This is a genomic window from Desulfatibacillum alkenivorans DSM 16219 (assembly GCF_900142135.1).
Classification (GTDB): Bacteria; Desulfobacterota; Desulfobacteria; order Desulfobacterales; family Desulfatibacillaceae; genus Desulfatibacillum; species Desulfatibacillum alkenivorans.
Window position 1 is genome coordinate 22,100 of record NZ_FQZU01000015.1, and the last position, 25,698, is coordinate 47,797.

Below are 25,698 nucleotides of genomic sequence, written 5' to 3' on the forward strand. Positions count from 1 at the left end.
AAATGAGTAGTCATTCTTACGATTGGAGCCCAAGTTTCACGGACGGATAAATGATACCATCAGGCATGATCTCAGTGCAATAAAGAAATAACGTTTTTTTGGAAAAATTGCATTTAATGCAAGTAAAACTTACTTTCTATTTGAAATCAATACGATCTAACCCATTAATTTGGAATCGAAAAATAAAGTTCGTCCAGGTGTTGAAAAAAATGACTGCCCGTTTTTCCCCTTGGTTTTATTGGGAAAACAACTGCGGCATGGCCTTTAAAATGTCTAATCATAGGCAAAAAACCAACCATATCTGCATATTTAAACTGATAAAAATGACACTTTAAACAGAAAACCGGCTTGCGGCGCCAGCTTGATCCTTAGTCGATGAGCACTTTGAAGTAGGCTTTTCCTTCATCCGGGCCGCTTCCGGGAACCCCGTCGTCCGCTCCCGTCAGGGGGATGACAAAGACGATATTGGGGGCTATGACGGTTCCTTCATCCCCATCCCCCGCATCCGTAACCGGGGTCGCCGAGGCGTAGTCGCCGTCCGCCGGTCCTATTCTCAGGCTGCCGGGGAGAAAAGCGGTGAATGCGGGAATTTCGTCCGTAATCACAATGTCGTGGGCGGCGTCGGAGCCGATATTGTGGTAGTGGATGGAGTAAATCAGCTCCTCCCCGGGCTTGGCGTTGGTTTTGTCCACGTTTTTTACTATTTCCAGCAAGGGGGCGATTACCGTGACCGGGGCGGCGTCTCCCGTGGAAACCTGATTGAAGTTGGCGCCTGAAACGCTGGCGTTGTTATAGAACACGCCGGAAGCGGTTCCTGCATAAACCTGGAAGCTCAAGTTCACATTGGAGTATGGCGGCACGCTCCAGGACCCGTTCCAGGTGAGCACCTGCCCCGATAAGGCCGGGTCCGCCGCGGCGAGCCCCTGGGTGGAGCCGGCTTGGTAGGTAAAATTGCCGGGAAGCACGTCTTGTATTTGGGTGATTGTTCCTGCTCCGCAGCCGGAGTTGGTCACGGTAATGGTGTATTCCGCGCAGCCTCCCGAAGTAACCAATGGCGTGGGCGTGGTTTTGGCGATGGAAATTGCGGGCAATCCCATGACCAGCGAATCCGTCCTGGCGATGTTTACGCTTCCGCCGGCGGTTATTTCGTCCATGTAAGTCACGGTCGCCGTTTCCCCCGGGAAGACCTGCAAGGTTCCGTCGCCGGGATTGGAGGCCGCCGCCGCCGTGGGGATGGAGCCCGTAAACCAGCTTGTATTCACCCCGGTCTCCGTCAACACAATGGTTTCCGAATCCCCGGACGGAACCGTCAGCGTGACCTCCAGGGTTTGGGCCGAGGCGTCCACATAGTTTTTATCCCCGTCTATGACGCGGACGAATAATGCGTCGCCGGGGCATGCCGCTGTCATGTCGCCGGTTCCCGCCAGGTTTTCCACAAACTTTACGGACCCGTCCGTGGGAGTGGTTCCCGTGGGGGTGATGATGTCCGTAAAGCCTCCCGAAAGGGTGGAGGCCCCCAAGAGGTCGGCCCCGCGTTCCGTCAAAGCGTTGGTGCTGGAGGACGATCCGCCGAACACCCGGATGGGGGAGGAATCGTCTAGCCCGGTCATTTGCAGAAAGGTGGAATAGGGAAAGCGGTAGTCCAGAAAATAGTCCTGGTCGCCGTTGAACGAGGTGTCCGCCAGGTTTATTTGATAATTGCCGGAAACGGAAATGGCGTAAGCATCAATTTCCGAGGAGTCTGACGGGTCGTCGATGCTCTGCTGCACCGTGTTTTGCTCCAGGATGATATTCTCCGTCTTGGAAATGCCGTCCAGGATCAGCAGCCATTCATAGGAGGTGGGGTCGGAGTCCGTATCGAATTCAAAGCCCCAGCCATAAGGCTGCAACAACCCTTGGCCGCCCGTGCCCTGGGGGTTTTGGTCCAGGCGCATCCTGAAGTAGATGTAGGTTCCGTCGTTATAGATGTAAGCGGCCGCATGGGTTGCATCCGACACAATGTTCCGGGACCCCTGGGCGTCGTTGTTGGGATCCAGCAGAAATGCCCCGTTTTTGAGCAGGGGATTCCACTCGGAGGCTGCAGGCCACGCCAGGGCGGAGGCGGGCGCCAGCAATGCCGTCAGCAGGATCGCCGTAATCATTCGGATTACCATGTATGCGGCCGGTTTTTTCATGAAGCAGCCTGTTTCCTTTTCAACGGTTCGCTTTTTGGCGTCATTTTTTTGCAAACAGGTTCTCGTCGAACTTGAACCGTATCCGAATATACGGCCCCTGGCCCTGGAAGCTGTCCCCGGTCAGGTCCGTGTCAAAGTCGTCAAAGCAATATCCGCCCGAAATCCATAAATTCTTGAACGCCCGCACGCCCAGTTCGGCGAATCCGCCCTGGCGCATGCTTCCGTTGGCCGTGTGGGCGGTCAACACCCTGTAGCCTGCACTGGCGTCAAAGCGGTCCGTGATGTCATAGATAATCCTGCCCGACCACAGGTCGGTATAGGCCTCAAGATCGCCGTCCGTTTGGAATTTGGCGGCGTACTTGCCTATGAACTGGGTTTTGTGCGAGGCCTGATACACTCCCTCAATGGATGGAATGACGCTATGGGATTCGTATTTCGGCGTGGACTTTTGGTTGTCCTCGTATTTGTACTCCGTCTTGGCCAGCATGTGAAAGGCGTCCGATTGAATGGGCCTGAAGGCCAGCCCGGCCATGGTCCGGCTGTAAACCTGATCCCCGTCCTGTTCCGAGAGGTCCCAGAATCCCCTGGCCCTGGCCAGCAGCGAATAATCCGGATGCATCTTGTAAATCAGGCCGGCTTCCCCCAGGTAGGTCCTGCGGGTTTGCCACGCCGAGTCCTCCATGGTGTATTCCGCCCGGGTTGTGACCTTCAGCAGATCGTCCGGGATGTAGCGCAAGGCTCCGCCTAGTGCGAATCCGTCGGGAATGGAGCTGTCCGCTTCGCCTGCAATGGTCTGGGCGTATTCCATGGAGGCGTCTCCGGTCAGGGCGCTTGTGAAGCGCAGCCGGTGCTTTAGCCCGACTATCTGGTGGTTCCGCTCTCCCGAAGCGCCGCCTTCCAGGCGCATTTCATTGTACGCCGTGGTGTTTTCCCCCACTTGCGATTCCAGGCCGGCCGTGGTGTGCATGTCGTCGTATTCCGAATACTCCGCATATTCCTGGCGGATGTAGCCCGTGGTTTTGTCCGTCAGGGCGGCGTTGACGCCTGCGTCCGTCAGGTGATACCCGGAGCCCGTAACGCTGTGATGATGCCTGGCCTTAAACGAGAGTTTTTCCGAGTAATCATATCCCGCCCCGGCCATGACCGAGGTTTCGTGATCCAGGGCCGGCCGGTCCGTTTCAAAGGTGCGCAAATAATCCGGGCGTTTGGACGCATTGGCGCCTTCCGTGATGTTTTCGTAGACGACTCCGGCCTCCACCTGGGTTTTGGCAAACTTCTTGGCGACCGCCGCCGCCCCGGTCTGGCTCACCCGATTGTTCAGCCTGTCGTCGTCCTCATAATATTGCGCCGAAAAGGACAGGCCCGAGTCCAGGGCGTACTGCGCCTTTCCGCCCAGGCTTTCCACGCCCCTTTGGGCGCCTATGGCGGACGGGTTGGAAAAGAATTCGGACAGGTTCTGATAATACCCCGACAGGCTCAGTTTATCAACCGGCCTGGATTCCAGGTCAAAACGCCAGCCTTCTCCGTTTTCCGGCCCCAGAGCTCCCAATTCATCAAAGATGGCGCGGGTCTGGGCGTATTCCGCTCTCAGGTCCGTCCGCCACGGCAGGTGCAAAGCCATGTCCCCGCCTGTCAGATTATAATTGGCTAAGTCGTTTTCCTCCACCACGCCGGTGGCGCCCACGTCCAGCCACGAGAACACGGCAGCCTGGCTGCGGCCTCCGTAAGCGTAATAATCCAGGTGCGGAGAGCGGGATTCGTAATTGACCACAATAAAGATCGGGTTGAAGTTGATATCGTAGCTGGGCGCGGGCTCCATGAACAGGACGGCGCCCAGGTCGTATTCCATGTTGTAGTCCGATCCCCTGGAGAGCGTTTTCCGCGATAAAACCCGTTCCACCTGATTCCTGTCCCGCACTTCGATCACCACCCGCTCCGAGCCTTCCACCAAATCCATTTCGGACAAGTAATAATAGCCCGAACTCCCCTTGGCGCGCAGCACGTCCACAATCAGAGCCTGGTCCGACTTGGTGGCCATGCCCTGGAGGCGGAAGCGTTTCAGGTTCAGGTCTCCGTAGCCGCCCGTAAAGGACCGGTTGTACTCGGCCAGGCGGGAGCCGGTGAAGGCGGTTTCAAAATCCCCGTACATGAGGGACGATTTATCCCGTTCGATTTTTGCGTAGACTTTTTCCCTGGACTGGGCCAGGTACTCGCTTTCCGACTCGTCTCCGTATATGGGGTATTTGTCCGGCGAGTCCAGGGTCTGCTCCTGGGAGTTGAAAATATTGTCGTCCCGGCGATCCCTGTCTTTGGCTGTGTCCACGCCGATGGTCAGGAGGTTCTTATCAAAGACCCTGCCTTGGGCGAATACGGCGGCGCGGCCGTCGGCGTAACCGTTTTCGTCAAAGGAGCGCTCCTTTTTCAAGACGGTGTAATCCCCGCCCGAATCCCCCAGGCCTAAAACCACTTCGCCCAAGCCAACGATCATCATGTCCCGCAGATGAGGCGTAAAATAGACTTCCTGCTCCTTGCTCAAGCCTTCGGATCTTACACGGATCACGGCCTGGCCGGTTTCTCCCGGAGGCTGGATGTGAAGCGCGGCCCTGCCGGATTCGTAGGCAATCTGCAGGCCGTCTTCGTCCGGGTTTGCGTCCGGATTCAGGATTTTGCCCATGGAGGCTTCAACTTCCATCAGCCCGTTATGGCCCACGACTCTTTCCTTGTTGTCCACAAGGCTCACCGGGATTTCCACGGGAGCGGACGGATTGGCCGGAAAGCCCTTGTCGTCCGCGTCAATCTTGATCTTCGCCGGCTTGCCAGTGCATTCCACGGTAATGGAAACCGCGCCCCGCTGATTTCCATATGGGTCCAGCAGTCTGGCTTCCAGGGTGTTGCTTTCGCCGGCCTGCAGGGAAACGCCCAGGAATTCATAGGCGGACACCTTGGTGCGGCTGTCGGCGACAACCGTGGCCAGCCGGTCCCTGGACGCCTCGCGGCCGTTGACGAAAAGTTTGATGCTTCCCCCTGAATGCCCTTTTAGGATGACGTCCACGGTGTCCTTGGGCAGGACGGCCTTGTCGGCCGGGCTGATAAAGGCAAGGGCGTTATCCATGCCCGGAATTTGTTCTTCCAGGGGGATTTTTGGGGATTCCTCCGGCGCCTGAACATCCTTCTCATTTAAGAGCCCGGCTTCCGGCGGCCAGGCATGCCCTGGCCTGACCCTGACTCCGAAATTCGCCTTGACCAGCCCGTGGGGATGCATGTCCACGAACTGGGACCGGTCGTCCCCCATGAATCGATTATGCAGGGAGACCAGCCTGAGGGACGGCGGCAAAGAGGTCTCATCCAGCCTCAGGACGTGGGTTCCCGGCTTGACGGAGAAGACGGAGTATTTTCCATCCTTGTCCGTGCGAATGCGCAGCCCGTATTCCGTAAAGATGACCGCGCCGGGAACGCCCGGCTCTAAAAATTTTCCCTCCGGCCCCGGAGGGTCCTGAATCCCGTTGCCGTTCCGGTCTAAAAACACCTTTCCGATGATGGTTCCGTCCGTAGTGAACACGCCCTGGACGATTTTCAACTGATGCGAGGCCGCGTTGGAATGCACCATGCCGCCTGTGGTGACGCCCTGGGCGGCCACGGTGTTGCGTCCGTCGCCCAGGTGGCTGTCCGGGCCGATGACAACCCGGTAGGAAAGCGTCATGATTGTGCTGGGGGCAAGCACGGGAATGGTCCATTCCATGGTTCGGCCGGAGCTGGCAACCGGGTCTTCCGCCTTTTTTCCGTCAATGGTTGTGGATCCGTCCTTATATAAAAATCCGTGGGGCAGGACGTCCTGGATCTTAAGATCCGTAATGGCCGAGTACCCCTGATTGCTCAGGGTCAACTCATAAAGCACGATGTCGCCTATCTCGGCCCTTTCCTTGCTGCACGTTTTGGAAACGGACAACACTCCCGGTGAGGGGTCCAGGGGAATGTCCATGTTAACCGACGGGTTCTGAACGCTTAGGGTGAAGATCTCCCCCCTGGAGCCCGTCTCTACTGAGAATCCCGGAGGCAATTCCCCGTCCGGCTTCTGGCTGGGAAACTGGAATTCCACCCCCGGGACGACGCTGAAGAAGTAGCTTCCATAAGGCACGTTCCGGAATGAAAAAGCCCCGTCGGCGCCAGTGGTGGTGACGTCCGGCATGCCCGCAGGCCAGTCCGGAAGCGTGGACGCCCTTTGTCCTGAATTGGTGAAAAGAATAACCTGAACCCCGGCTACGGGGGCGCCGGTCGTAGCGTCGAAGACCACGCCGCCCGGCTCCACCAGAATGGACGCCTGGGATTGTCCGGGCAGCCCGCACAAGGGGTCCAGGGGATCTTCGTACAGCGCGTCAATCACAATGTCCTGGGAAAGCTGGAGCGTTCCGTCCTGAGGCGATGCCGGGTCCCCGCTGCTTGGCAGGCCGCCGAAGAAGAGGCCGGAGTCTACGGCGGGCGCTTTGTTGAACATGCTTTCGGTCAGAATAATGGTTTCGGCGTCTCCCGTGCCCGGAACCGAAAGCGTCACCGTAACGGTTTCCGCCGTCAGGGGGTCCAGGTTGCGGTCCGGGTCCTGCACCGTCAGATAAATCTGATCCCCAATGGAGAAATCCCTTACAGCCTCCCCGCCGGGCCCCACAAAGGAGACCACGCCTTGGCTTCGGCAGGTGAGCGCCGCCGTGGCCGACGCGGAAATGGGATTCAGTCCCGGAGCCCGGGCCGTGGCTGTGTTTTCCATTGCATTCTGCCCCTGGTCGATGGCGTCGGTCTTCACCTCAAGCGTTAAGGTCTGCGTCTGGCCGGGCGCCAGGGCGTCTATGGACCAGGTTACTGTTTGAGCGTCCAGCACGCCGCCGTTATCCGCGCTTACAAAAGTAGCGCCATGAGGCAGGGGATCGGCAACCGTGATTCCGCTCAGGGCGATGGCCCCGTTGTTTTCCGCCAGGATTGAAAACACAAGGTTTTCCCCCGCTCTGACGCTTGCCGGGGAAACGGTTTTTTTCAGGGCCAGGGAAAAGGCGCCGGATACGGTTATCAGAACCTCGTTGGATAGCACGCCGCCGGTTTCGTTGCTTAGCAGAACGCCGGTGTTGGCTATGACCGCCCCTTCCTTTGCCAGGACGGAGACTTGCGCCTTGTAGGCGACCTGGCCCGAAGCTCCCGGCGCCAGATTGCCCAGGCTCCAGGATAAGGTTCTGGCATTTAACGCTCCGCCTCCAGTGGCGGAGTTTTCCACGTAGCTTGTCTGGTCCGGCAGATCGTCCTGAATCCGCACGTTTGTTGCGGCCGCATTCCCAAGGTTTTTGTAGCTCAGGGTGTATTGAATCTCGCCGCCGGGCGCCGCGGAGTTGGATTGCACCGATTTGGTCAGCACGAGGTTGGGGCCTGATCCGACGGTGCTAATGATGGTTTCCTCTTCGTCAATTTCGTTGGATTCGATTTTGGCCGTGTTGTATATCAGGCTGCCCGCCGCAATGGCGTCAGGATCGCCCGGAGCGTAGTCGCCGGAAGTTTTCACCAGCGCCCTGATGGTGAGCGAGCCGGAGGCGCCCGCGGCCAGATCGGGCGGGCTCCATGTCACCCGGCCTCCGCCCGGAGGCCCGGGGGCGTATACGCCTCCGTCCGAGGCTTCCTGGAACGTGAGGAAGCCGGACAAGTTATCCGTAATAATCACCCCAGTCGCCGGGGCGTTGCCCTGGTTGGAGTAGAGGATGGTGTAAACGATTTCCGAGCCCATGGCTATGGGATCGCTGCTTGCCGTTTTGGTGATTTTCAGCACAGGGGCTCCGCCAACCTCCGTGCTGACCGAAGCGCTGAGCTCCGGCATATCGTTGCCATTGGCGTCGGCGTACGCCGCCTCCGCCGTATTGGTTATTTGGGTTCCAACAGGAGGACTAAGGGCCAGGGCCGGGTAAGCCTGCGCCAGCACGCACCATAGCAGCAGCAAACAGGCGCCCGCCATGCGCTTTATACAGTGCTCAGGTTGTTTTCCCGGCGTCCGGTGCATACCGCAGCCCTCGTCCCTCAGGTTCCGGCTAATCGATGGTTACCGAAAAACGCACAATCCACTGGCCGTTCTGCCCCAGGCTCAGGGTTCCTCCGTCAGGAGCGACCACGGAATTCACGCCCTGGCTGTACCCGGCGCCGTCGCCGTCAATGGCGTCGCTTCTCGACGCCAGGCTGGCCACGGTGGAGCCTGTGTGGATAGAGCCGGGCACAAAGGTCGTGTACGTGGGAACCTGGTCCGTCACGCTCACTTCCGTGGCTGCGCCCGTCCCCGTATTGGTGGCGGTGATGGTGTAGACCAGCACCGTGCCGGGGTTTTGGGGTCCTGTGGGGTTCACTGTTTTGGTGATGTTCAGCACCGGAGCGGTGACGGTGGTAATCAGGGTTACCGAATCGGTCACCGTGGGATCGACAGAGGACGCCACGGTGATTATGGTCGTGTCCTGGGACTGGTCCGCACTGCCCGCCGGTATGGTCACCAGAGCCAGAATGGTCCTGCAGGCGCCCACGGGCAGAGAGCCTGTGTCCACCTTGCCGTCTCCGTCCGTATCCGTCAGGATGTAATCGCCGTCGTCCTCCACTATGCCGTCCAGGTCCAGGTCCAGCCACAGGGTCCAGGTCCATCCCTGAGAGGACTGGACGGTCAGGTCTATGACGTCCGCGGCGTTGCCGTAGTTGCAGACCTCGATGGGATAGACCATTTCGTCACTGGGATCGCCCGAAAGGGACTGGTCTGTGGTGATGGATACATCCGGCTGGCTGTCCACCGTATTCTGGGCCTTGGTGGAGTTGTCCGTGGGCTGGGAAACTCCTCCGACTTCGTAGTCGATGTCTGCGGTGTTTTCTATGTGCACTCCCGCCTGGACGTTTGCATTGACCGTAACTTGAAAATAGATGATTCCCGAATCGCCGGCGGGCGCGTCTCCCCAGAACACCGTGACCTTCCCGGGATTGGAGATGTTGTAGTCCGCCCTGTCGCCGCCAACCTGCCCATTGTCAGCAAGGTCCGTCTGCGGAGTCGCTGTTCCGTACGTGCCGCCTGCCGGGCCGATGCGGATGCTGTTGGCCACATAGGTGGTGTTGGCGGGGATGGGATCCGTGATAATCACATTTTCCGCCGTGGCCGTGCCAGTGTTGGAGCCTTCAATGGCGTAGGTCAGGACGGCCCCGGGATCCACGCCTCCCGAAGGGTTCACGGTCTTGTTGACCGTCAGTTCTGCATCCTGCACCACGTAAGTGAATGTCCCCATATCATACACGGTTCCGTTAAATTGACTGGTCGCCGTCAAATCCGTGTCGCAGGCGTCTCCGTTGCTGGCGCCGGCCGGGGAGGTGACCTGGACCACCACCCAATAAGACTCGTCCGGGTCCAGGGTGGCCGTGGCCGCCACCTCCGTATCCTCTCCCGCGTCCCGGATGCCGTTTTCGTTATTGTCCAGATAGATGACGGCGGTCCAGCCTGCACAGGTTGCAACGCTCAGCGTGAATGTATCCTGGCCGTTGCCTGTGTTGAGGATTTCAGCCCCGAAGTTGACCGTGGTCCCTTTGGCCTTGGACTTGGTCGCCGTGGGCGGGGAGAGATCCACCGCCGCAACCTGCCCCACCAAGGTGGTGACAGGCGTTGCATAAACCCTGGGCAGGGAATTTCCGTTGGCGTCCTTGTAATCTGCATGCGCCTGATTGGAAATCACCGTGCCGGCCGGCGTCAGGGCCGCATAAACCGGCCCAGACCAGACCAGACAGGCTGCAATGAGGCATAACAATACCAAGGTTCTGAAATTTTTCATGGCGCTCCTCCTGTTGGAATATTTTCGGCGGAATTTAAGGCGAGTCATTATATAATTAGTTCTTATTATCAGTATGGAAAGCGGCGGACCGGAAACGCCGCAGGTTATTGAGCCGCGGTAAAACAGGGTAAAATGTCTTGAAATTAAGTCGATTGAAGCATATGCAAAAGCCGTTCCATTGGCGGAAAAACAATGTTAGCGTGTAAATATGCAATGTACCGCCCCATCATTATACGGTTTATTAGTGTTATTTCTGTCGCGGCATGGGCGCTGCCGTTTTGTTGGCGGCCCGGAAGGGTTGGCAGCCCGGCTATCCTTTGTGTTTTTATTTCCGAAATAACCCTGCTAATGCGGATGATTCCTGTTAAACAGGCCAGTCCTGAAAAAAGGGACTGGCCTAAGAGGGGAGAGAGAGGGGTTAGAGGGTTAAAGTTCCGCGCCCATGCCGGGCCCGGTTACGCGGAATACCAGGTTGGGGGAGACCTGGGTCCGCTTGGCGAATCCTTGATTGACCAGGCTTTCCATGTCTTCCACGGAAAAGCCTCCCATGCGGGGAGCGCCTTCCTCGGAGTGCACAGCCCCTTCCATGCGGCGCCAGATGATCCGGCCGTAACTTTGCAAGGCGGTCAACGCCTTTCTTTCTCCGTAACTTAGTCGTTCCATAATCACCTCACTGGCCCTGAATAGTGCAACCCTCATACCAGACGGACCTGATTTTTCGCCCGGGGCTGGTTTCAAGGCAAGAGGTTGGAGGCGCCCTTGGATGATATTAAAATCATATCAAGAGGCTACCTTCGTGAGTTAGAAGTTCAATAAAAATAAATTATTTAAAAAATAACTGGATAGCCCATAACTAATTAAACTTATTTCATAAACATGATATGACTTGCATATTCAAGGGGTTTGAAGGATTTATTAAGGCCATGATGCACGGGTTTCTCCTGGAAAATTTGACAACGCCAAAAAAATGTCGTGGACAAGGACGCCTTGTCCTGCTTTATCTCTTGTCAGAGGGGAATATTTTTTGACAATCCAAATAAAATTCGCTGGAGTCTGAGCATGATCGGTTTTTTCAAAGGGACCGCCATTCTATGTGTATCTCTCTGCTTTTGGTGCGCGTCTCTGCCTGCAGCTTACGCCGACGACCTTACGGAGGACTACTCCCGGGTGGTCTTGCGCGTGAACGGCATGGATTTTCACAAATGGGAAATGAATCTGGCGGAAATCCTGACTCAAGACCAGATGTTCCGGGAGGGCGCCTATTTCAGGCCTTCGGAAATTCCCGCGTTTCGCCAGGCTATGATGGAGAGCACCATCTGGGCCATGCTGATCTATCAGGAAGCCAGGGCCGCCGGCGAGAAAGCCGATCCAGCCAAGGTGGATGAGTTCATCTGGAGCTTTCAGAAGCGCTTCCCCAGCCTGGAGGCCTATAAAAAAGGCTTGGAAGCCCTGCATGTCTCTTCGGAGCAGTTTCGCGGGATCGCGGAGCGCTATGTCATGACCCAGGATTATCTGGACAAGAAATTCGACCCCCTTTCCAAGGTCTCGGAGGCCGAGGCCAGGGAGTATTACGACGGCCATCAGGAGAATTTTTACCAGGAGGAAATGGTGCGGGCCAGCCACATTCTGGTGGAATTCAAGGAGGAGGACGGCGACAGGGCCGATGAAAAGGCCTTGATAACAGCCAAACGCATTGTGCGAGAGCTGAAAAAGGGCCGGAACTTCGCCGCCGCCGCCCGGGAGTATTCCGACTGCGAATCCAAAAAACGGGGCGGCGACCTGGGCTACGTTCAAAAAGGCGATTTGCCCAAAGCTCAGCTAAAACCCCTGGAGGAAGTCGTGTTCGGCATGGACGTGGGGGAAATCAGCGACCCGGTGGAAAGCGTTTTCGGCTATCACATCCTGTATGTGGAGGACAAAAAACCCCGGACCCTATTGCGCTTTGACGAGATTAAAGACAAGCTAATCGCCAAGATGACCGAGGACAGAAAAGCCGCGTTGATCCTGGAATACGGCGTCGGGCTGAAGGAATCCGCCGAGATAGAACGCCTGGAAGAGCCTTGAGCAGGCTCATGCCGTTTCTCAGGATCGGGCGCAAGCATGGACCCTGCGTCTTAAATTTTTGTATTATTTCAAAATATTAAAAGAGCCTACGCCGTCTGTCCCGGGAACCGCTTTGGCGGGGCAGTCCGTTTTTCCTTCGCCGCCCCCATTACAATTCCATTCATACACGCCCCCGTCTTTTCTGATTCCAATCAAACGCCGCCCTTTGAAGAAAATTTGGACGATATCCTGCAAGCCCTGGATTTGAAGCGGCTCCAAAATAATGGGATATTTGCATTCAAAAGGGCAGGGGGGGACCGCGTACCAGGTCCACACGGTTCCGTCATCCTTCAGTGCAATGGAATGCAGCCTTCCCGAGGCTATGGCGATTACATGATCCAGGCCTTCAACCCTGACCGGAGACTCAAAACTCATTGCTATGGATTTTTCCATGTGGGCGTCCGGGAGATATCCCCAAAACCAGACCGTTCCGTTTTTTTCCATCGCCACGGAATGGCCATGCCCGGCTGCAACGGCCGTGATGTCCGTCAGCCCGGGGATCATCACCGGCAATGTGGTGTCCTCCCTGCCGCCGTCTCCCAATTGCCCATGTTCATTGCCGCCCCAGGCCCACACCCTGCCGTCGGCCTTCAAGGCCAGGGTATGATCCTCCCCTGCGGCGACCATGGGCGCGGCGGACAGGGCGCTTTCCTGTCCAAGGTGCATCATGGATAAAACGAGTAAAACAAACAGGAATCCAAACCGGCGGAGGCTGTATAAACTCATGTTAAATCCTTTAATGATAAGAAGTGATTAATTAGCATTGAATAGAAGATAGAGTAATATTAGCAGAATTTCACGCCAAATGAAAATGCCATGTTACTGATGCGGTGTTGAAAGAATTGTTCGAGAAAAAAAGAAAGGCCCGAAATCTTGTCAAAATTTCGGGCCGGGTTTTTAAGGTTGGGAAATTGGCAGGATGCGGTTTTACTTTCGTTCCCATGCTTTGCGTGGTAATGCATATAAAACTATTTGAAATTAAAGATGATAGCTTTAAAAATCTGCAAGATCGCCGAAGAGGCGCAACCTACATCAAGCTCAGCAGAATCCCCAGGAATCAGGACCAGGAATCAATAATTCTCCGAATCGTCCCGGGTCTGATCCACGCCGTCCAGGATTTCCTCAGCGAAAGCTCCCACTTCCTGGTTGATCTTGCGAATCAGGTTGTACACCCCGCCCACGGTTTGATGATGGAACTGCCGGGCCGACTCCGCGGCGTCCGCGCCGGGGTCGATTTTCTTCAGGGCGTCAAAGGGCATGTCCGCCACCGCCTTGTGGATTTCCTCCACCGTGGTAGCCCCTTTGTCCACTAAATTCTGCACCAGGTCTTTGATTTGCATCAGCTTGCTCATGGTCATCCCCCTTTTTCGCTGCGTCCGGCTGATCGCCGCACCTTTTCACTGTGTTCAATGTCCTCCGGCCCCTCGACTTTGATTGGAAGATAACCCTGACAAAATCATTTGTCAAATGTAAAACAAATTAATATGGCAAAAAATTATGACAAAAATAATGCTTCCTTCTTGACTCTAAGGAATGCGTGTCCTATAAGACACAATAGCAATTGGGTTTGAAGTCCCAAAGCGCCTTAGCCTCCGTTCCGTGGATCGGGCTCCAAGGAATGGTTAAGATAATTTTTGTTGGGTTCGAAGTCCAAAGGCGTTATTGGAGGCCTGAAGAGCCATAGCCGGACTTCTTAACCCAACCTACGGCTCAGCATGGAGCGATGCAGGTTGGGTAGAGCTTGCGAAACCCAACGAAAAGCACCGTTGGGGCCTCGCCAAACCCGCTGCTAATGGTTTTTTTTTCGTTCCCATGCTGTTGGGAATGCATACTTGAGACCCATAGAACCTGAGGCGCACTGATTCATAAAACTGGAGAAAAACATATGGCCGTAAAAAGATTGGACGACAAAGACGCCAGCAAAACCGCCATCCTTCGCGTGACCGTTCCCAAACGGTTGCTGAACGAAATCCGGGAGACCAAGAAAAAGTGCAAGGAAAAAGGGTTTTCGTTCGACATCAAGCCGGACGTGGCCCGGGCCATTGAAAACGCCATTTCGGAGGCCAAAAAGGTCTTGGCCGAAGAAGGGGATTAAATCTTCCTTTTCCCTTTATTGCGGCGCCGGCAAATATAATTATCATCTGAATTCCTTTAAATATTGACGTTTTCCCTCCAATAACTTTATACTCGTCCCATACAGATTTTCATCTTTGTTTTTTCATCTTCACCACTTTGAGGCGCCGGCGCCATGGGGGCCTTGACCAGCTGTTTTTGCAGGATTGTCCATCAAGGAGGCGGTCATGAAAAAATTGGGAATGGTTGTGTTGTTTGTGTTGGCTATGGTCCTGGCTTGCGGCGCCATGGCGGCGGGCGAGACGGAGCAAAATGTCAGGCAAGGTCTCGCCGTTCAAACTGCCGGCCAGGGAGGCGATGCCGATGCCTCTGACAAAGGATCGGTGGTCAAGGTAAACGCGGACTGGGAGCAGATGGGAAATGTTCTCGCTCTGTTTCTGGTCTTATCCCTGATATTTGAAACCGCCATGACTCCCATATTCAACTGGACGTATTTCGCCAGGTTTTGCGAGGGCAAGGGCGTAAAAACCCCTCTGGTAATCATTCTCGCCTACGCGATTTTTTCCAAATACAACCTGGATATAATCGCCAACTCCGTGCAAGCCTTCACCACCTATGAGGGGACTTTCTGGGGAGGCAAGATCTTGAGCGCGATGCTGATCGCAGGCGGCAGCGACGGGATTTTTCGCATATTCACCAAACTGGGCATCAGAAATCCCCAGGAGCGGAAGGATAAATCCGAAAGCGTCCGGCGTCAGGCGCAAGAGGCTAAGGCGGTTGAGGAAGCGAAAAAGGCCGAAGCGGCCAAAGGCGGCGCCCAGGCGCCCAAGCCGGGAACGCCAGGTCCCGCGGCTGGCGCCTCGCAGAGCGGCGACATTGTCCAGCCATAGGCGCATGGGCTTTTTGAGCCAATCAGTTTTTCCGGACCAACATGATCGCTTATCCCTCAGGCCGGCGCAGAAAGGCTGCCGGCCGGAGGGCGCTCCAGCGCCTGCTTTCCTTGGTTTTACCGCATTTCAAGGAGACTCTGCATAATATAGATGGCTTCCGCCAGGTCAATGACCCCATCGTCATTGATATCCTTGATCCTGGAGGTCATGGACCTTTCCTGCATGGTCAGGATTTGAAGCACGGCGACGGCGTCCACCAAATAGAAATCTTTCGCCCCTCCCCGCACGGGCCAGACATAATTGTAGTTGGAGGGATCTTCCCCGTAAAAATCGCCTTCCCGCATATTCAGGCGAAGCCTCCAGGCCGCGGTGTATGCTGTGGACGTCCAATACTTTCGTTGAACATTGGAAAAGGGATGATCCGAGGGCAGAGTTGGGTCTGAATTGCCGTGGTCCAGCAGGCTTGCCATCTCCTCCGAGTTAGGGAGCCTCCAATCCGTGTAGCCCAGGTAGGACGAGGCGTTAAGCTCCTGAATCCGGGCCAGGGCGCTCGTCCAGGTTCTTTCCCCCTGGGAAGATGCGTTTTGCAGCCACATGAGGTGCGTCATGAAGTCGGTCACCGTCCCGTCCTTGTGATCAATAAACCGGGGCGAGGGCGGAGCAACGCCGCTGTTCAACTCTCCATCCTGGCCGGAGCCGAGGCAGCTTATTTCCGTGTTTGCGGCGTCGTAGCATTGGGTCTGGCCGGTCCGGGCCACGGCGCAAATAGGCGCGACGCCGGCGTCGCGCACGGGCCAGGCTTGCGTATAGCTTGTGGAGTAGGGGCCTGGATCTTTAGCGCGGATTTTAATTGGATAAAGCCGCACGGCGCCGTACAACCCCGCTGTAGAGTAATAGGAAACGTCGCTGGTGGAGGTCCACCATCTCTGCTCGCCTCCTATGGGCGAATGCCAGGGGATGAAGCCCCAGGACGTGAGCAGGTCGGAGCCGCTCACCGTGGGTTCTCCGCAAAACAGGGTCTTCATTTCGTTGGCGTTAGGCAGGCGCCAATCCGTATAATCGGCCGTATATCCGCCGCAGGCGCTGATGTCATAAGTTCCGTCGTTGATGCCGGCCACGAAGTCAAGGGCTTGCTGCCATGTTAACTCGCCGTAATAAAAGGTCCCGATGCCGATGGCCGCCGAACAGGTGCTGTGTTTGAGCCACATAAGGCCGGTCAAAAGATCCGTCACCGTGCCGTCGCCATTGTCCTGAAAGCGCGGCTCGGGCCAATCCATGCCTTTTTGAAGATCCCCGTCGTCGCCCGTTGCATAGCTGGTGGTCTGTCCTGTTTTTCGCAGCACTATGGAAGGGGGACCCAGCACAAAGCCTTCTCCGCTCACGGGTATTTCCACCACCGGGAAGGCCGGATCGTCGGAGGGGATGTTCAACAGAGCTTCCTTATCCCCGGAGTTAATGGGCGCCAAGGCCGCGACGATACTGCACTGGGCGCCGGGGGACAGGGTTTCTCCCGAACACGCGTCGCCGTCTATTATAAACTCGCCTGCATTGGCTCCGGAAAAATTGACCTGCCCAATGCTCCGGTTAACGGAGGCGCTGTTGGTTATGGTGAATGTTTGAAGTTTGGAGCGCCCGCCTGTTTCCGTGGCAGGGAAAACCATGAATGTGGGGTCCGGGATTAAATCCGAGGCCGGGGTGAAATCCGTCTCTTCGCTGACGAAATTGTTGTCGGTGTTGGATTCCCCCGAGTCGCTGAAGGCAAAGGCTTCCACGCCGCCCGTCCCTATGCGGGCCGGAGTGGCCGTGAGCGTCACGGTGGCTGTAGACGCCGGGTCAATGTCGCCTAGGTCGCAGTTGAAGGATTCCCCTCCCGTACAGGTCCCGGAGGACGGGGTTAAAACCACCGAGTCGAAGACCCCGGAAAGCTCCCCCGTCAGGGTTGCGTCCGTTGCCATGTCCGGGCCCTTGTTTTCCACGGTAAAAGTGTATGTCAGAGTTTGCCCCACTTTAACCGGGTCGGCTTCCTCCTCAAGCCTAAGTTCCATATCGCTGAAGACGGGAGTCCCTAAAGAGATTTTCGCCACGATTCCGTCGTAGGTTCCCTGCAGGGAGTCCTGGGTGGGAAAGGCCCCTCCCGGAAAGGCTATGGCGCCCAGAACCGGATAGGTTTGAGAGGTTGTGTTGCCCCCCACGTAAACGTCGCCCAAGGCGTCCACGGCTATGGCGGTTAATGAATCCCAATTGTTTCCGCCCAGATAGGTGGAAAAATCAAGGGCCGCGCCTCCCGGCGTGTAGATTGATACAAAGCCGTCCCACCAATTGTTGTTGGGATCGCCGCCCAAGGCGTAACTGGACTGGATGGCGTCAACCAAGGGAAAGGCGTCGCCGCCGGCGCCGTCGGAACTGGTTTGGCCGGCGGCATAAATGTATCCTGACGGGTCCAGGGTGAGGGCGTAGCCGTAATCCGCATCCGCTCCCCCCAGATACGTGGAAAAGACAAGCTCGCTTCCCGACGCCGAGAACTCCGTGACAAAGGCGTCCGCCCCCCCTCCGCAGGCGTTTTGGACGGCGTTCAAGGTGGGAAAGGAAGTCGACGTGGTCACGCCGGTCACATAGGCCCTGTTGCTGGAATCCAGGACGATGGCCGTGCATCGTTCCGAGGCCGAGCCCGACCCTGTTTCATCCGATCCCAGATAGGTGGAATACTCCAGCGCCGAGCCGTTGGCCGTAAGTTTGGCCACAAATCCGTCGTAAGAGCCTCCCCCATGCGCCCCTTGATAGGCGCTGACCGTGGGGAAATCCGTTGACATGGTTTCGCCGGCCACATAAATGCATCCGTTCCCGTCCACGGCCACGCCCCTTCCCCAGTCTGTCTTGCTTCCCCCCAGATAGCTGGAATAAAGCAGCATGCTTGCTGTGGGATTGATTTTTATGACAAAGGCGTCGTCTGCGAACTGGGCTTCGTCCACATTCAATGCGCTTTGATAAGCGCCGGCCGTTACCGGAAAGTCCTCCGCGGTTGTATGGCCTGTAATGCAGATATTGCCGCTGGAATCCACGGCTACGGCCGAGGCCTCCCCGCCGCCGCTTCCTCTGAATCGGGTGGAGAACATCAGGCTGGCGCCGTCGCCGCTGATCTGCGCGGCAAAAAACTCTCCTTCTGAAAACAAAGGCGACATTTCGGGGAAATTGGAGGAAGCTTTTCCTACAACCACCACATCGCCGTTGGAATTCAAGGCAAGGGCGTTCACCTTGTCCTGCCCCGAGCCGCCCAGGAGGGTGCTCCACTCCAGAAAGGCGCCGGAACGATGCACTTTCGCCACCCAGGCGTCGTACTTTTTGCTCATCGTGGAGGTGTAGACCGCTCCCGATATCTGGCTGATTGCGGGAAAGTCCGAGGCCGTGGTTATTCCGCCTATATAAACGCCCCCGTTTGCGTCCACGGCGATCCCGTCCACCCTGTCCGCATTTATAATGTCCTCATCCGTACCCCCGATATACGAGGAAAATTGCAGGGCCGGATCAATGATCAGGGGCCGCGCGGCGTCATAGGATGCCAGTTCAAACCCATAAAGGCCCGGGCCCAGCTTTTGGCAGCCGCCTTCCACCGGCTGACGCAAGCCTCCGTTCTCCTGGTAGATAACCGGCTTGTGCTGCAACATCCGCTGGCCCCCGGGGGCGGAAAATTCCAGGGCGCCATTCGGCGTTGCGCTGTCTGCTTTTGCGCCTTCAAAGGCGATGCGTATTTGGGACGGATCAGCCCCGGGGCGGACGATAAAATCGTATTCAAGCATCCGGGGATTTCCGTAAAACACCAGATCAATCCCCGGATACACGGAATGGTACTTTACCTTCCGATAGGTGGAGATGCCGGTTTTCCATTGGGCGGGATCATTTCCCGTAAAGTAATTGGCCTTGCCCGGAAGCCTGCCCACGGCTTCAATTTGCGGAGACGGCCTGGCCCCGTCCAGGCGCATGCGAATTCGATCCGTCCGACGAATCCCGGAGGTATTGCCTCCCTGATTCCCCAAGGCCCCGGTCCCGCCTTCCACGCAAAAATCCACGGCATTGTCGTAAAAATGGAGTACGGCGCCAGGGCAGCGGGCGATAAAACGCACCTGATCCTGGGCCTGGCCTGCATTGGGCTCAAAGGTCATGGGCAGGCGCCGAACAGCGTCGTAGGCCCATTTTGGCTGCGCCGGCGGATCCGGGGCAATTTGCGCCGTTGAATGGGCGAAAACCGGAAAGACGCACGTTAAAAGAAATGCAGCCCAAAAAAGCCGCAAGAAAGGCCTAACGCAATTCGTCATGCGTCTGCCGGGTAGTAGGGACGTATTCGCACACATCGCGCACCTCTCACATAGTGTTCATGCAGGGTCGTTAAGTGGATCGGCTAAAGGACCGCTGCAACGCCGGATAACCATGCCATCGCCCAGGCATCCTCCTCCCGCAACAGGCATTAACCGGATAACCGCAGGGGCCGGATAGCCAGAATAACGGAAAAGCGCCTTTTCCCTTCATATTGCGGCGTGAAAAGATTGGGCTTTGTGATCTGTCAGCAACAAATTGGATGTCCCGTGTATACGATCATTAAACACTAGTATTTCATGAATTGCAAGAGGGGAAAAACTGCCTCAAACCGCCGTATCCGGGGCTTTTGAAAATCGGGCCTTTAAGACAAAAGAACTCCTTGGTTTTCCTATCCGGGGGGCTTTGGAGCGATCTTTTTTTTCGGCCAGGGCGATTTTTGGGGGAAAAATTCAACCAAAAATTGCCGCCTCTTTTCATTTAACAATTCTTCTCTGGGTCAAAAGAGTGTGTCAAGGCCTGATGAACGCCATTTTTTATTCAAATACTTTCGGTTTCAAATGCATAAAAATAGCATGTTTGTAAAAAATTGACGTAATAAACAAGACAATATATTCTTTTATGTGCATAAGAAAATCGGTTTCTTATGTAGTAATTGTATAATGTTTTGCAATATTTTTCAGGACTTTAGTGAAAGGAGATGCGTATGAAACTGGATTATTTCATTGTGCTCGTGGCGCCCGACGCCGAGAGCCTGGTGGGCAGGCATCAGTTTTTTCAGGCCATGGTCCAGAGCGGAAGGTTGAACGACATCGTTCGCCTGAGGACCGGCCAGAACAGCATCCAGGGAAACCTCTCCCTGGCGCGAACCGCGCAGGAGGCGGTGGAAACCATTGACAGAAACTACAAGTATACGGAGGACGCCGTGCAAATTGTATGCGCAGACTATAGGGTCAATCCCGCTTTGGGGGATTACGGCTCAGACCTAACCGGCCGGAACATTCAAAACGGTCTTGACTTAACGGATTACCTGAGATGGAACTTCGTGGGAAAAAAAAATGGGCTCTGTGGTTTTCGGCGAGGACGAGGCCCGTTTACCCCTTCAAGCCTTCCGCAATAAGGGCGCATACGACGCCATCCCGGAACCCCTGAACACGGACATTGTCCTGACTTCCTTTGACCGGCTTTTAGAAGCCATCTTCTCCAAACAAGTTCACGCCAAACAGGAAGTTCAATCGGTTTTTACGGCCAGGATCATCGATAATTATCAAGACTTCCTCGCCTCATGCCGCCTGAGCTACGGCGTGTACGACCATTTGCATTATCTCAACCAGCACAACAGGCTGCGGATCGATCTGGACAAGTTTTCACCCTACAGCATTCCCTTCGGCGTGTTTGAACGAACCGGGTCCGGCGACGTCCTGGTGGGAACCACCCGCCTCATATTCAGGGAGCGCCAGGAGCCCTTCGCCTCCTACATCGACGCCCTTCTGGATCACGACAATCCGTCCCTGGAGGACCATCCCGGCCTTACCCTGGCCGATTACGTGCGCCAGCCGTTGCGGGCTTTTTCGCCCATGGCCGAAAGCGTGGATCTAACGCACTTGCTGACCGAGTGGGACGCCGGCGGCGTGCAATACGCCGAAAGCAGCCGCAACGTGGTGCATCCCGATTATCGGGGCTTCGGCGTCAGCAGGCTGGTCATGGCTTCGTCCCTGACTTACGCCTGCCGCTCCGGCCTGGATTTGCTCATCGGCCAGAGCGACGTGAACCACGTGCCCATGTATCAGAAATACGGCGTCACCCCCATTCCCGGCATGTCCCTGTATATGGAGCAAACCGTGCGAAACATCACCGCGGCCCTGATTATCGATTTCAGGAAGCCCCTGGCCGGGCCGGCGGAGCATATGATCAAAAAGGTTTACCGCGACAAATGGGACAAGGACGGCTTTCTTTGCCTGTGCCCCAACAGGGCGTGCACGGCCAAGGGCGCGTCATACATCGCCAACAAAACCATTGAGTGCCCCATGGAAAATGACCAACTCAACGCCGAAGGGAGGAATTAACCATGAAGCAAGTAAAAATATACCTGTGGAACTCCATGATGGGGCAAGTGTACTCCGCCAGCGACAGTTTTCTGGATAACGGCCTGGCGTATTTGCAGGCCGCCTGCGAAGCCAAGGGCATGGACGTGGAACTGGACGATCCGGCCAACATGGATTTTATGACCGGTTTCGTGCAAAGCGTTCCCGGCGTAAGAAGCCTTTCCGCCAAGCTCTCCCTGCTGGCGCCCAGGGTTTTCCGGCCTAATCCGGATGCCGGCGACATGCAGTCCTGGTACGCCTTGCAGGAGGAGGCGAGCCAAATCATTGCCGGAAAAATGGAGGAGTACCTTTTGGATCTGGCCAAAAAAATCCAAAAAGGGCGCTATCACATCCTGGGGATTAAAACCTGGCTGGGCAAACGCCATATTTACTCCGAGAGGCTGGCGGCTTTGGTTCAGGAGCACGCCCCCGAGACCATCATCATATCCGGCGGTCCCCAGATGAACCAATTCCAGGAGGATTGCCTGACGGACAATCAGTTTGACCTGGGCGTGTATTCGGAGGGGGAAAAGGCTCTTGTCCGGGTTGCGGAGATTGCGGCTGACAAGCGCGCCCAGGGCTGGAAAAAGGGGCAAATCCTTTCCTTCATCGCCTCCCTGGCCGACCGGGACCTGATTCCCAACCTGGTCTACCGGAAAGACGGGGCGATCCGGAAAACCCGCGCAAAATTCGCCTCCCTGGACGATCTTCCCCTGCCTCTGTATTCCTGCGGGGAAGGCAAGGTGAACGTGGGCGTGGTCGTGGACGATCTGGGTTGCTATTACAAAAAAGGCTGCGCTTTTTGCGCCCACAAAACAAGCCTGGGCGGCTACCGTCCCCGCAAGATCATCCGGACCATGGCTGAAATCGAGCACCTCATCACTCAGGACATCGGCCTTTTCCGATTTTCCAGCTCCGCCACCCCAGCCAACAAAGGCTATAAAATCGCCCTCAAAGCCCTGTCCCGCGGCGTGAACATGGAGTTTTCCATGTTCACCCGGGGAGAGCACAGCGCGTTAAAGCGCTACCCGGAGCTTGTGCACAAATACCAGGTTATGGCCAAGGCCGGATTGCGGGCCGTGTTCCTGGGCGTGGAAGCGGCTAACCAGCGGGTTTTGGACGAAATCGTGGAAAAGGGCAATACCGTGGACGACCTGTTTTATACGGTCGCCGCCATCAAAGAGGCCTCCATGCTGGAAAAGACTCACGTGGACGTGGGCCTTAGCTTTATCCATCCCGTTCCTCTTCCCAAGGGCCTGGACGCGGAGGAAATTATGCATGATAACCTGTCGTTTTTGCAAAAACTGGAAGAACGCAACTGCCGCGTGGATTCCGTGCTGGTGACTCCGGCCGGGCCTTTGCCCGGCGCCCGGTGGTTCGAGGAGCAGGTGCGTTACGGCTTTGCTCTGCCGGAGGACTTTTTGTCCACCTATATGCGGTACAATTTTGAACTGGGCAAAGATCCTAAAACCTGGCCGGACATCGGCATTAACCTGAACGGACGCTCCTTTAAGGAAATGCTGGAGGAGGCCGGACGTTTTTCCCAGATTCTGGCGGACAAGGGCTATGCCGTGAATCTTACGGACGAGCATTGCCTGTGCGCCCGGGCCTGCGGCTTTCTCGGACATGAAGGTTTGCTGGAGTTCAAACAAAAAAGCGATCAGGCCATTTTATGCCTGGATTACGCCTTTTTAAACAAAATGGCCGGGACTATCAACAAGCACAGCCGCCTGATAGCCCGGAAAAACGCCTTTCACCCCCTGAACAGGAGGAACGCGGGATTGGAAGCGCAAAAACGTAAAGCCGTCCATGGGTAGCAACGCCAAGTTGCTGTGAAACAAGTCCGTAATGACGCTGGGTCCCCGTTTCCGGGACCCGGCGTCATCCTCAAATTTTGCCGTCCAGCACTTTGCGGATTTTACTTAGGAAATCGTTGACGGAAAACGGCTTCTGGATGTACCGGACTCCCCGGTCCAGTACGCCGTGATGGGCGATGACATTGGATGTGTAGCCTGACATAAACAAGTGCTTCAGGCCGGGCCGGATTTCCTCCAGCCTGCTTTTCATGGCGCTGCCGTTCATTTCCGGCATGACCACGTCGGTGATCACAAGATCCAGAGGACCGTCCCATTGGCGAACTATTTCCAAAGCTTCGTGGGGAGTGCTTGAGGCGAGAACCTGGTATCCGTTGCGTTTCAAAATTGCCGTGCACATGTTCAAAATGGCCTTTTCATCCTCAACCACCAAAATGGTTTCGGTTCCCGGAGCAGGGGCGGGCGATGCTTTGCGGAGGGCGGTTTCGTTTTTTAAAGACCGGGGCAGATAAATCCGGAAAACAGTCCCCTGGCCCGGCTCGCTCTCCACTTTGATGAAACCTTTGTTCTGACGCACAATGCCGTACACGGTGGCAAGGCCCAATCCGGTGCCTTCCCCCACGCCTTTGGTGGTGAAAAAGGGTTCGAAAATCATGTGCATGGTTTCTTCATCCATGCCTTTTCCGTTGTCTCCGACTTCCAGCACCACGTAGTCGCCGGGGGTGAAATCCGCACTCTCCTGGCTTTTCCTATTGTTTAAAGAGGCGTTGTATGTGGCGATTGTCATGCGCCCCACGCCTTGGATGGCGTCTTTGACGTTTACGGCCAGATTGGCCAGGATTTGATCCACCTGGCTGGGATCCATCTCAACGGGCCAAACGTCCGGGCTTGGGCTCCAATTCAACGCGATGTTTTCTCCGATGAGCCTGCGGAGCATCTTGAGCATGGAGTCGACGGAATCATTGAGATTCATGACAATGGGCCTGGCGATCTGTTTGCGGGCGAAGCCGAGCAATTGCCGGGTCAGGTTGGCGGAGCGCTTGGCGGCATCCAGGATTTCGGTAAGGTCCTCCCGGATTTTCGCATCCATGGCCGTGGCATCCAGAGCCATTTCCGCGTGCCCTACGATGACCCCCAGCATATTATTGAAGTCATGGGCCACCCCGCCCGCCAGACGCCCTACGGATTCCATTTTTTGAGCTTGGAGCAACTGCCTTTGAAGCCGCTGCTTCTCCTCCTCCGCCCTTTGACGCTGCGTGATGTCCAGGTTGACCACCACGGCGGCTTCCACCTCTCCCTTGTGGTCCAGAACCGGAGCGGTGTAGTTGAGGATCACCCTTTTTTCTCCGTCAAAGGCTTCGATCTCCAAAATTTCATCCAGTATTGTGACGCCCTCGTTCACCGTCTTGGCCAGAGCCCAGTCTTCGGGGCCGACTTCTTCACCGGATGGCAGCTTCCGGGCTTTAAACACGCCGTATTCCTCCTGGCCCACCTTAGGCTCTCCTCCCCATATTTTTTGGCCCATGGGGTTGCCCCGGAGCAATCGCCCCTTTTTGTCGGCGAACCAGAGGCCCACGGGGAGAATGTCAAAAACCCGGCTCATGAGGTTTTCCCTCCGCCGCAACTCCTGCTCCATGATTTTCCGGTCTGTAATGTCGTTGGTGTAACCCAAAAAACGGGTCTCGGACAGCTTGGTTGCGAACACGGACCACCACCGGACTTCTCCGTCCTTTCGGATTAAGGGAAGCTCCCCATATGCCTTGCCGTTTTTGACTAATTGCTGAAAATGAGCCTTGCCCTCCTCGTGGCTTTCCGGCGGAACAAGGCTGAGGATGCTCATGGAAAGCAGCTCCTCCTCGCTGTACCCGGTCTGCCGGCGCGCCTCGCTGTTTACCTCCAGGTATTCCCCGTGCTCATTGGTCACGAACACCCCGTAGGGGGCGTGTGATATGTAATCATGATACTTCTGCTCGCTGGAGCGCAGGTCGATTTCCGCCTGCTTGCGGGAGGTGATGTCCTGAAAGGTTCCCCGCACTTTTCGGGGGACGCCTTCTTCAAAGACGGCCTCGCCCGTCAACCGGCACCATATTTCTCGGTTGCTCCACGTTTTTCGGTTGACCTCCAGGTCAAAGGGCTTCCCTGTTTCCAGGCATTCGGCAATAGCCGATTCCAAAGCCAGGCGGCCATCCTCAGAGTAATAGTGCATGTGCTCCAGAGGCGAGACGGGCTCCGTACCGTCGAATTCCAGGATGTCGTAAAGAGATCGGGTCCATGCCGCCTTTCCCGTTTCCAGATCAAACTCCCAGCCTCCGATTTTCGCCATGCGGCCTGTTTCATCCAAAATATCTGCGCTGCTGGACAACTGCCTCCGGAGCTTGATCACGGTTTTTTCAAGATCTTCATAGCTGGGTTTGGCTTGCATGCATAACCTCTGTGAT

14 protein-coding genes are annotated in these 25,698 nt (G+C 56.1%); 6 read left to right on the forward strand and 8 right to left on the reverse strand.

Annotated features, from left to right (window positions below):
• Positions 1-368: 368 nt before the first annotated feature.
• The 4 genes from BUE18_RS13215 to BUE18_RS13230 form a co-directional block, all read right to left on the reverse strand.
• Positions 369-2,174, reverse strand: a complete 1,806-nt coding sequence (locus tag BUE18_RS13215; protein WP_139264733.1) for a DUF11 domain-containing protein — start codon at positions 2,172-2,174, stop codon at positions 369-371.
• Between the two features lie 40 nt (positions 2,175-2,214).
• Positions 2,215-8,202 (reverse strand): DUF7507 domain-containing protein, encoded by a 5,988-nt coding sequence (locus BUE18_RS13220; RefSeq protein WP_083611001.1) that lies wholly within the window; start codon positions 8,200-8,202, stop codon positions 2,215-2,217.
• Between the two features lie 28 nt (positions 8,203-8,230).
• On the reverse strand, positions 8,231-9,988 hold the full coding sequence (locus BUE18_RS13225) for a DUF11 domain-containing protein (RefSeq protein ID WP_073476451.1): 1,758 nt from the start codon (positions 9,986-9,988) through the stop codon (positions 8,231-8,233).
• A 426-nt stretch (positions 9,989-10,414) separates the two neighbouring features.
• The gene (locus BUE18_RS13230; protein WP_139264734.1) at positions 10,415-10,651 is read right to left on the reverse strand and encodes a hypothetical protein; all 237 of its coding nucleotides are present in this window, start codon (positions 10,649-10,651) and stop codon (positions 10,415-10,417) included.
• 396 nt (positions 10,652-11,047) lie between these two features.
• Here BUE18_RS13230 and BUE18_RS13235 point away from each other — a divergent pair, with 396 nt between their 5' ends.
• Complete coding sequence (locus tag BUE18_RS13235) at positions 11,048-12,052, forward strand: peptidylprolyl isomerase (RefSeq protein ID WP_073476455.1); 1,005 nt, start codon at positions 11,048-11,050, stop codon at positions 12,050-12,052.
• Positions 12,053-12,115: 63 nt separating this feature from the next.
• Here the strand turns inward: BUE18_RS13235 and BUE18_RS13240 are convergent, their stop codons facing one another.
• Complete coding sequence (locus BUE18_RS13240) at positions 12,116-12,817, reverse strand: RCC1 domain-containing protein (protein WP_073476457.1); 702 nt, start codon at positions 12,815-12,817, stop codon at positions 12,116-12,118.
• Positions 12,818-13,161: 344 nt separating this feature from the next.
• Positions 13,162-13,443 (reverse strand): hypothetical protein, encoded by a 282-nt coding sequence (locus BUE18_RS13245; protein ID WP_073476458.1) that lies wholly within the window; start codon positions 13,441-13,443, stop codon positions 13,162-13,164.
• A 533-nt stretch (positions 13,444-13,976) separates the two neighbouring features.
• Here BUE18_RS13245 and BUE18_RS13250 point away from each other — a divergent pair.
• Both BUE18_RS13250 and BUE18_RS13255 read left to right on the forward strand, forming a co-directional pair.
• Entirely contained in the window at positions 13,977-14,186 is a 210-nt protein-coding gene (locus tag BUE18_RS13250) for a hypothetical protein (RefSeq protein ID WP_012609228.1), read from the forward strand.
• 205 nt (positions 14,187-14,391) lie between these two features.
• The gene (locus BUE18_RS13255; protein WP_073476460.1) at positions 14,392-15,054 is read left to right on the forward strand and encodes a hypothetical protein; all 663 of its coding nucleotides are present in this window, start codon (positions 14,392-14,394) and stop codon (positions 15,052-15,054) included.
• A gap of 116 nt (positions 15,055-15,170) precedes the next feature.
• Here BUE18_RS13255 and BUE18_RS13260 read toward each other — a convergent pair whose 3' ends face one another.
• Positions 15,171-19,211 carry a DUF7948 domain-containing protein gene (locus BUE18_RS13260; RefSeq protein WP_170868361.1) on the reverse strand — a complete coding sequence of 1,347 codons (4,041 nt, stop codon included), beginning with the start codon at positions 19,209-19,211 and terminating at the stop codon, positions 15,171-15,173.
• A gap of 857 nt (positions 19,212-20,068) precedes the next feature.
• Between BUE18_RS13260 and BUE18_RS13270 the strand changes: the two genes are divergently transcribed.
• From BUE18_RS13270 to BUE18_RS13280, 3 genes are read left to right on the forward strand one after another with little or no spacing between them, the layout of a single operon-like run.
• Positions 20,069-20,482: a hypothetical protein gene (locus tag BUE18_RS13270; protein WP_073476465.1), complete on the forward strand. Its 414-nt coding sequence runs from the start codon at positions 20,069-20,071 to the stop codon at positions 20,480-20,482.
• On the forward strand, positions 20,421-21,428 hold the full coding sequence (locus BUE18_RS13275; RefSeq protein WP_073476467.1) for a GNAT family N-acetyltransferase: 1,008 nt from the start codon (positions 20,421-20,423) through the stop codon (positions 21,426-21,428). The genes BUE18_RS13270 and BUE18_RS13275 overlap by 62 nt, the downstream gene beginning before the upstream one ends.
• Before the next feature lie 2 nt (positions 21,429-21,430).
• Positions 21,431-23,263 (forward strand): B12-binding domain-containing radical SAM protein, encoded by a 1,833-nt coding sequence (locus BUE18_RS13280; protein ID WP_073476469.1) that lies wholly within the window; start codon positions 21,431-21,433, stop codon positions 23,261-23,263.
• Between the two features lie 70 nt (positions 23,264-23,333).
• Here the strand turns inward: BUE18_RS13280 and BUE18_RS13285 are convergent, their stop codons facing one another.
• The gene (locus tag BUE18_RS13285) at positions 23,334-25,682 is read right to left on the reverse strand and encodes a hybrid sensor histidine kinase/response regulator (RefSeq protein WP_073476471.1); all 2,349 of its coding nucleotides are present in this window, start codon (positions 25,680-25,682) and stop codon (positions 23,334-23,336) included.
• Positions 25,683-25,698: the final 16 nt, after the last annotated feature.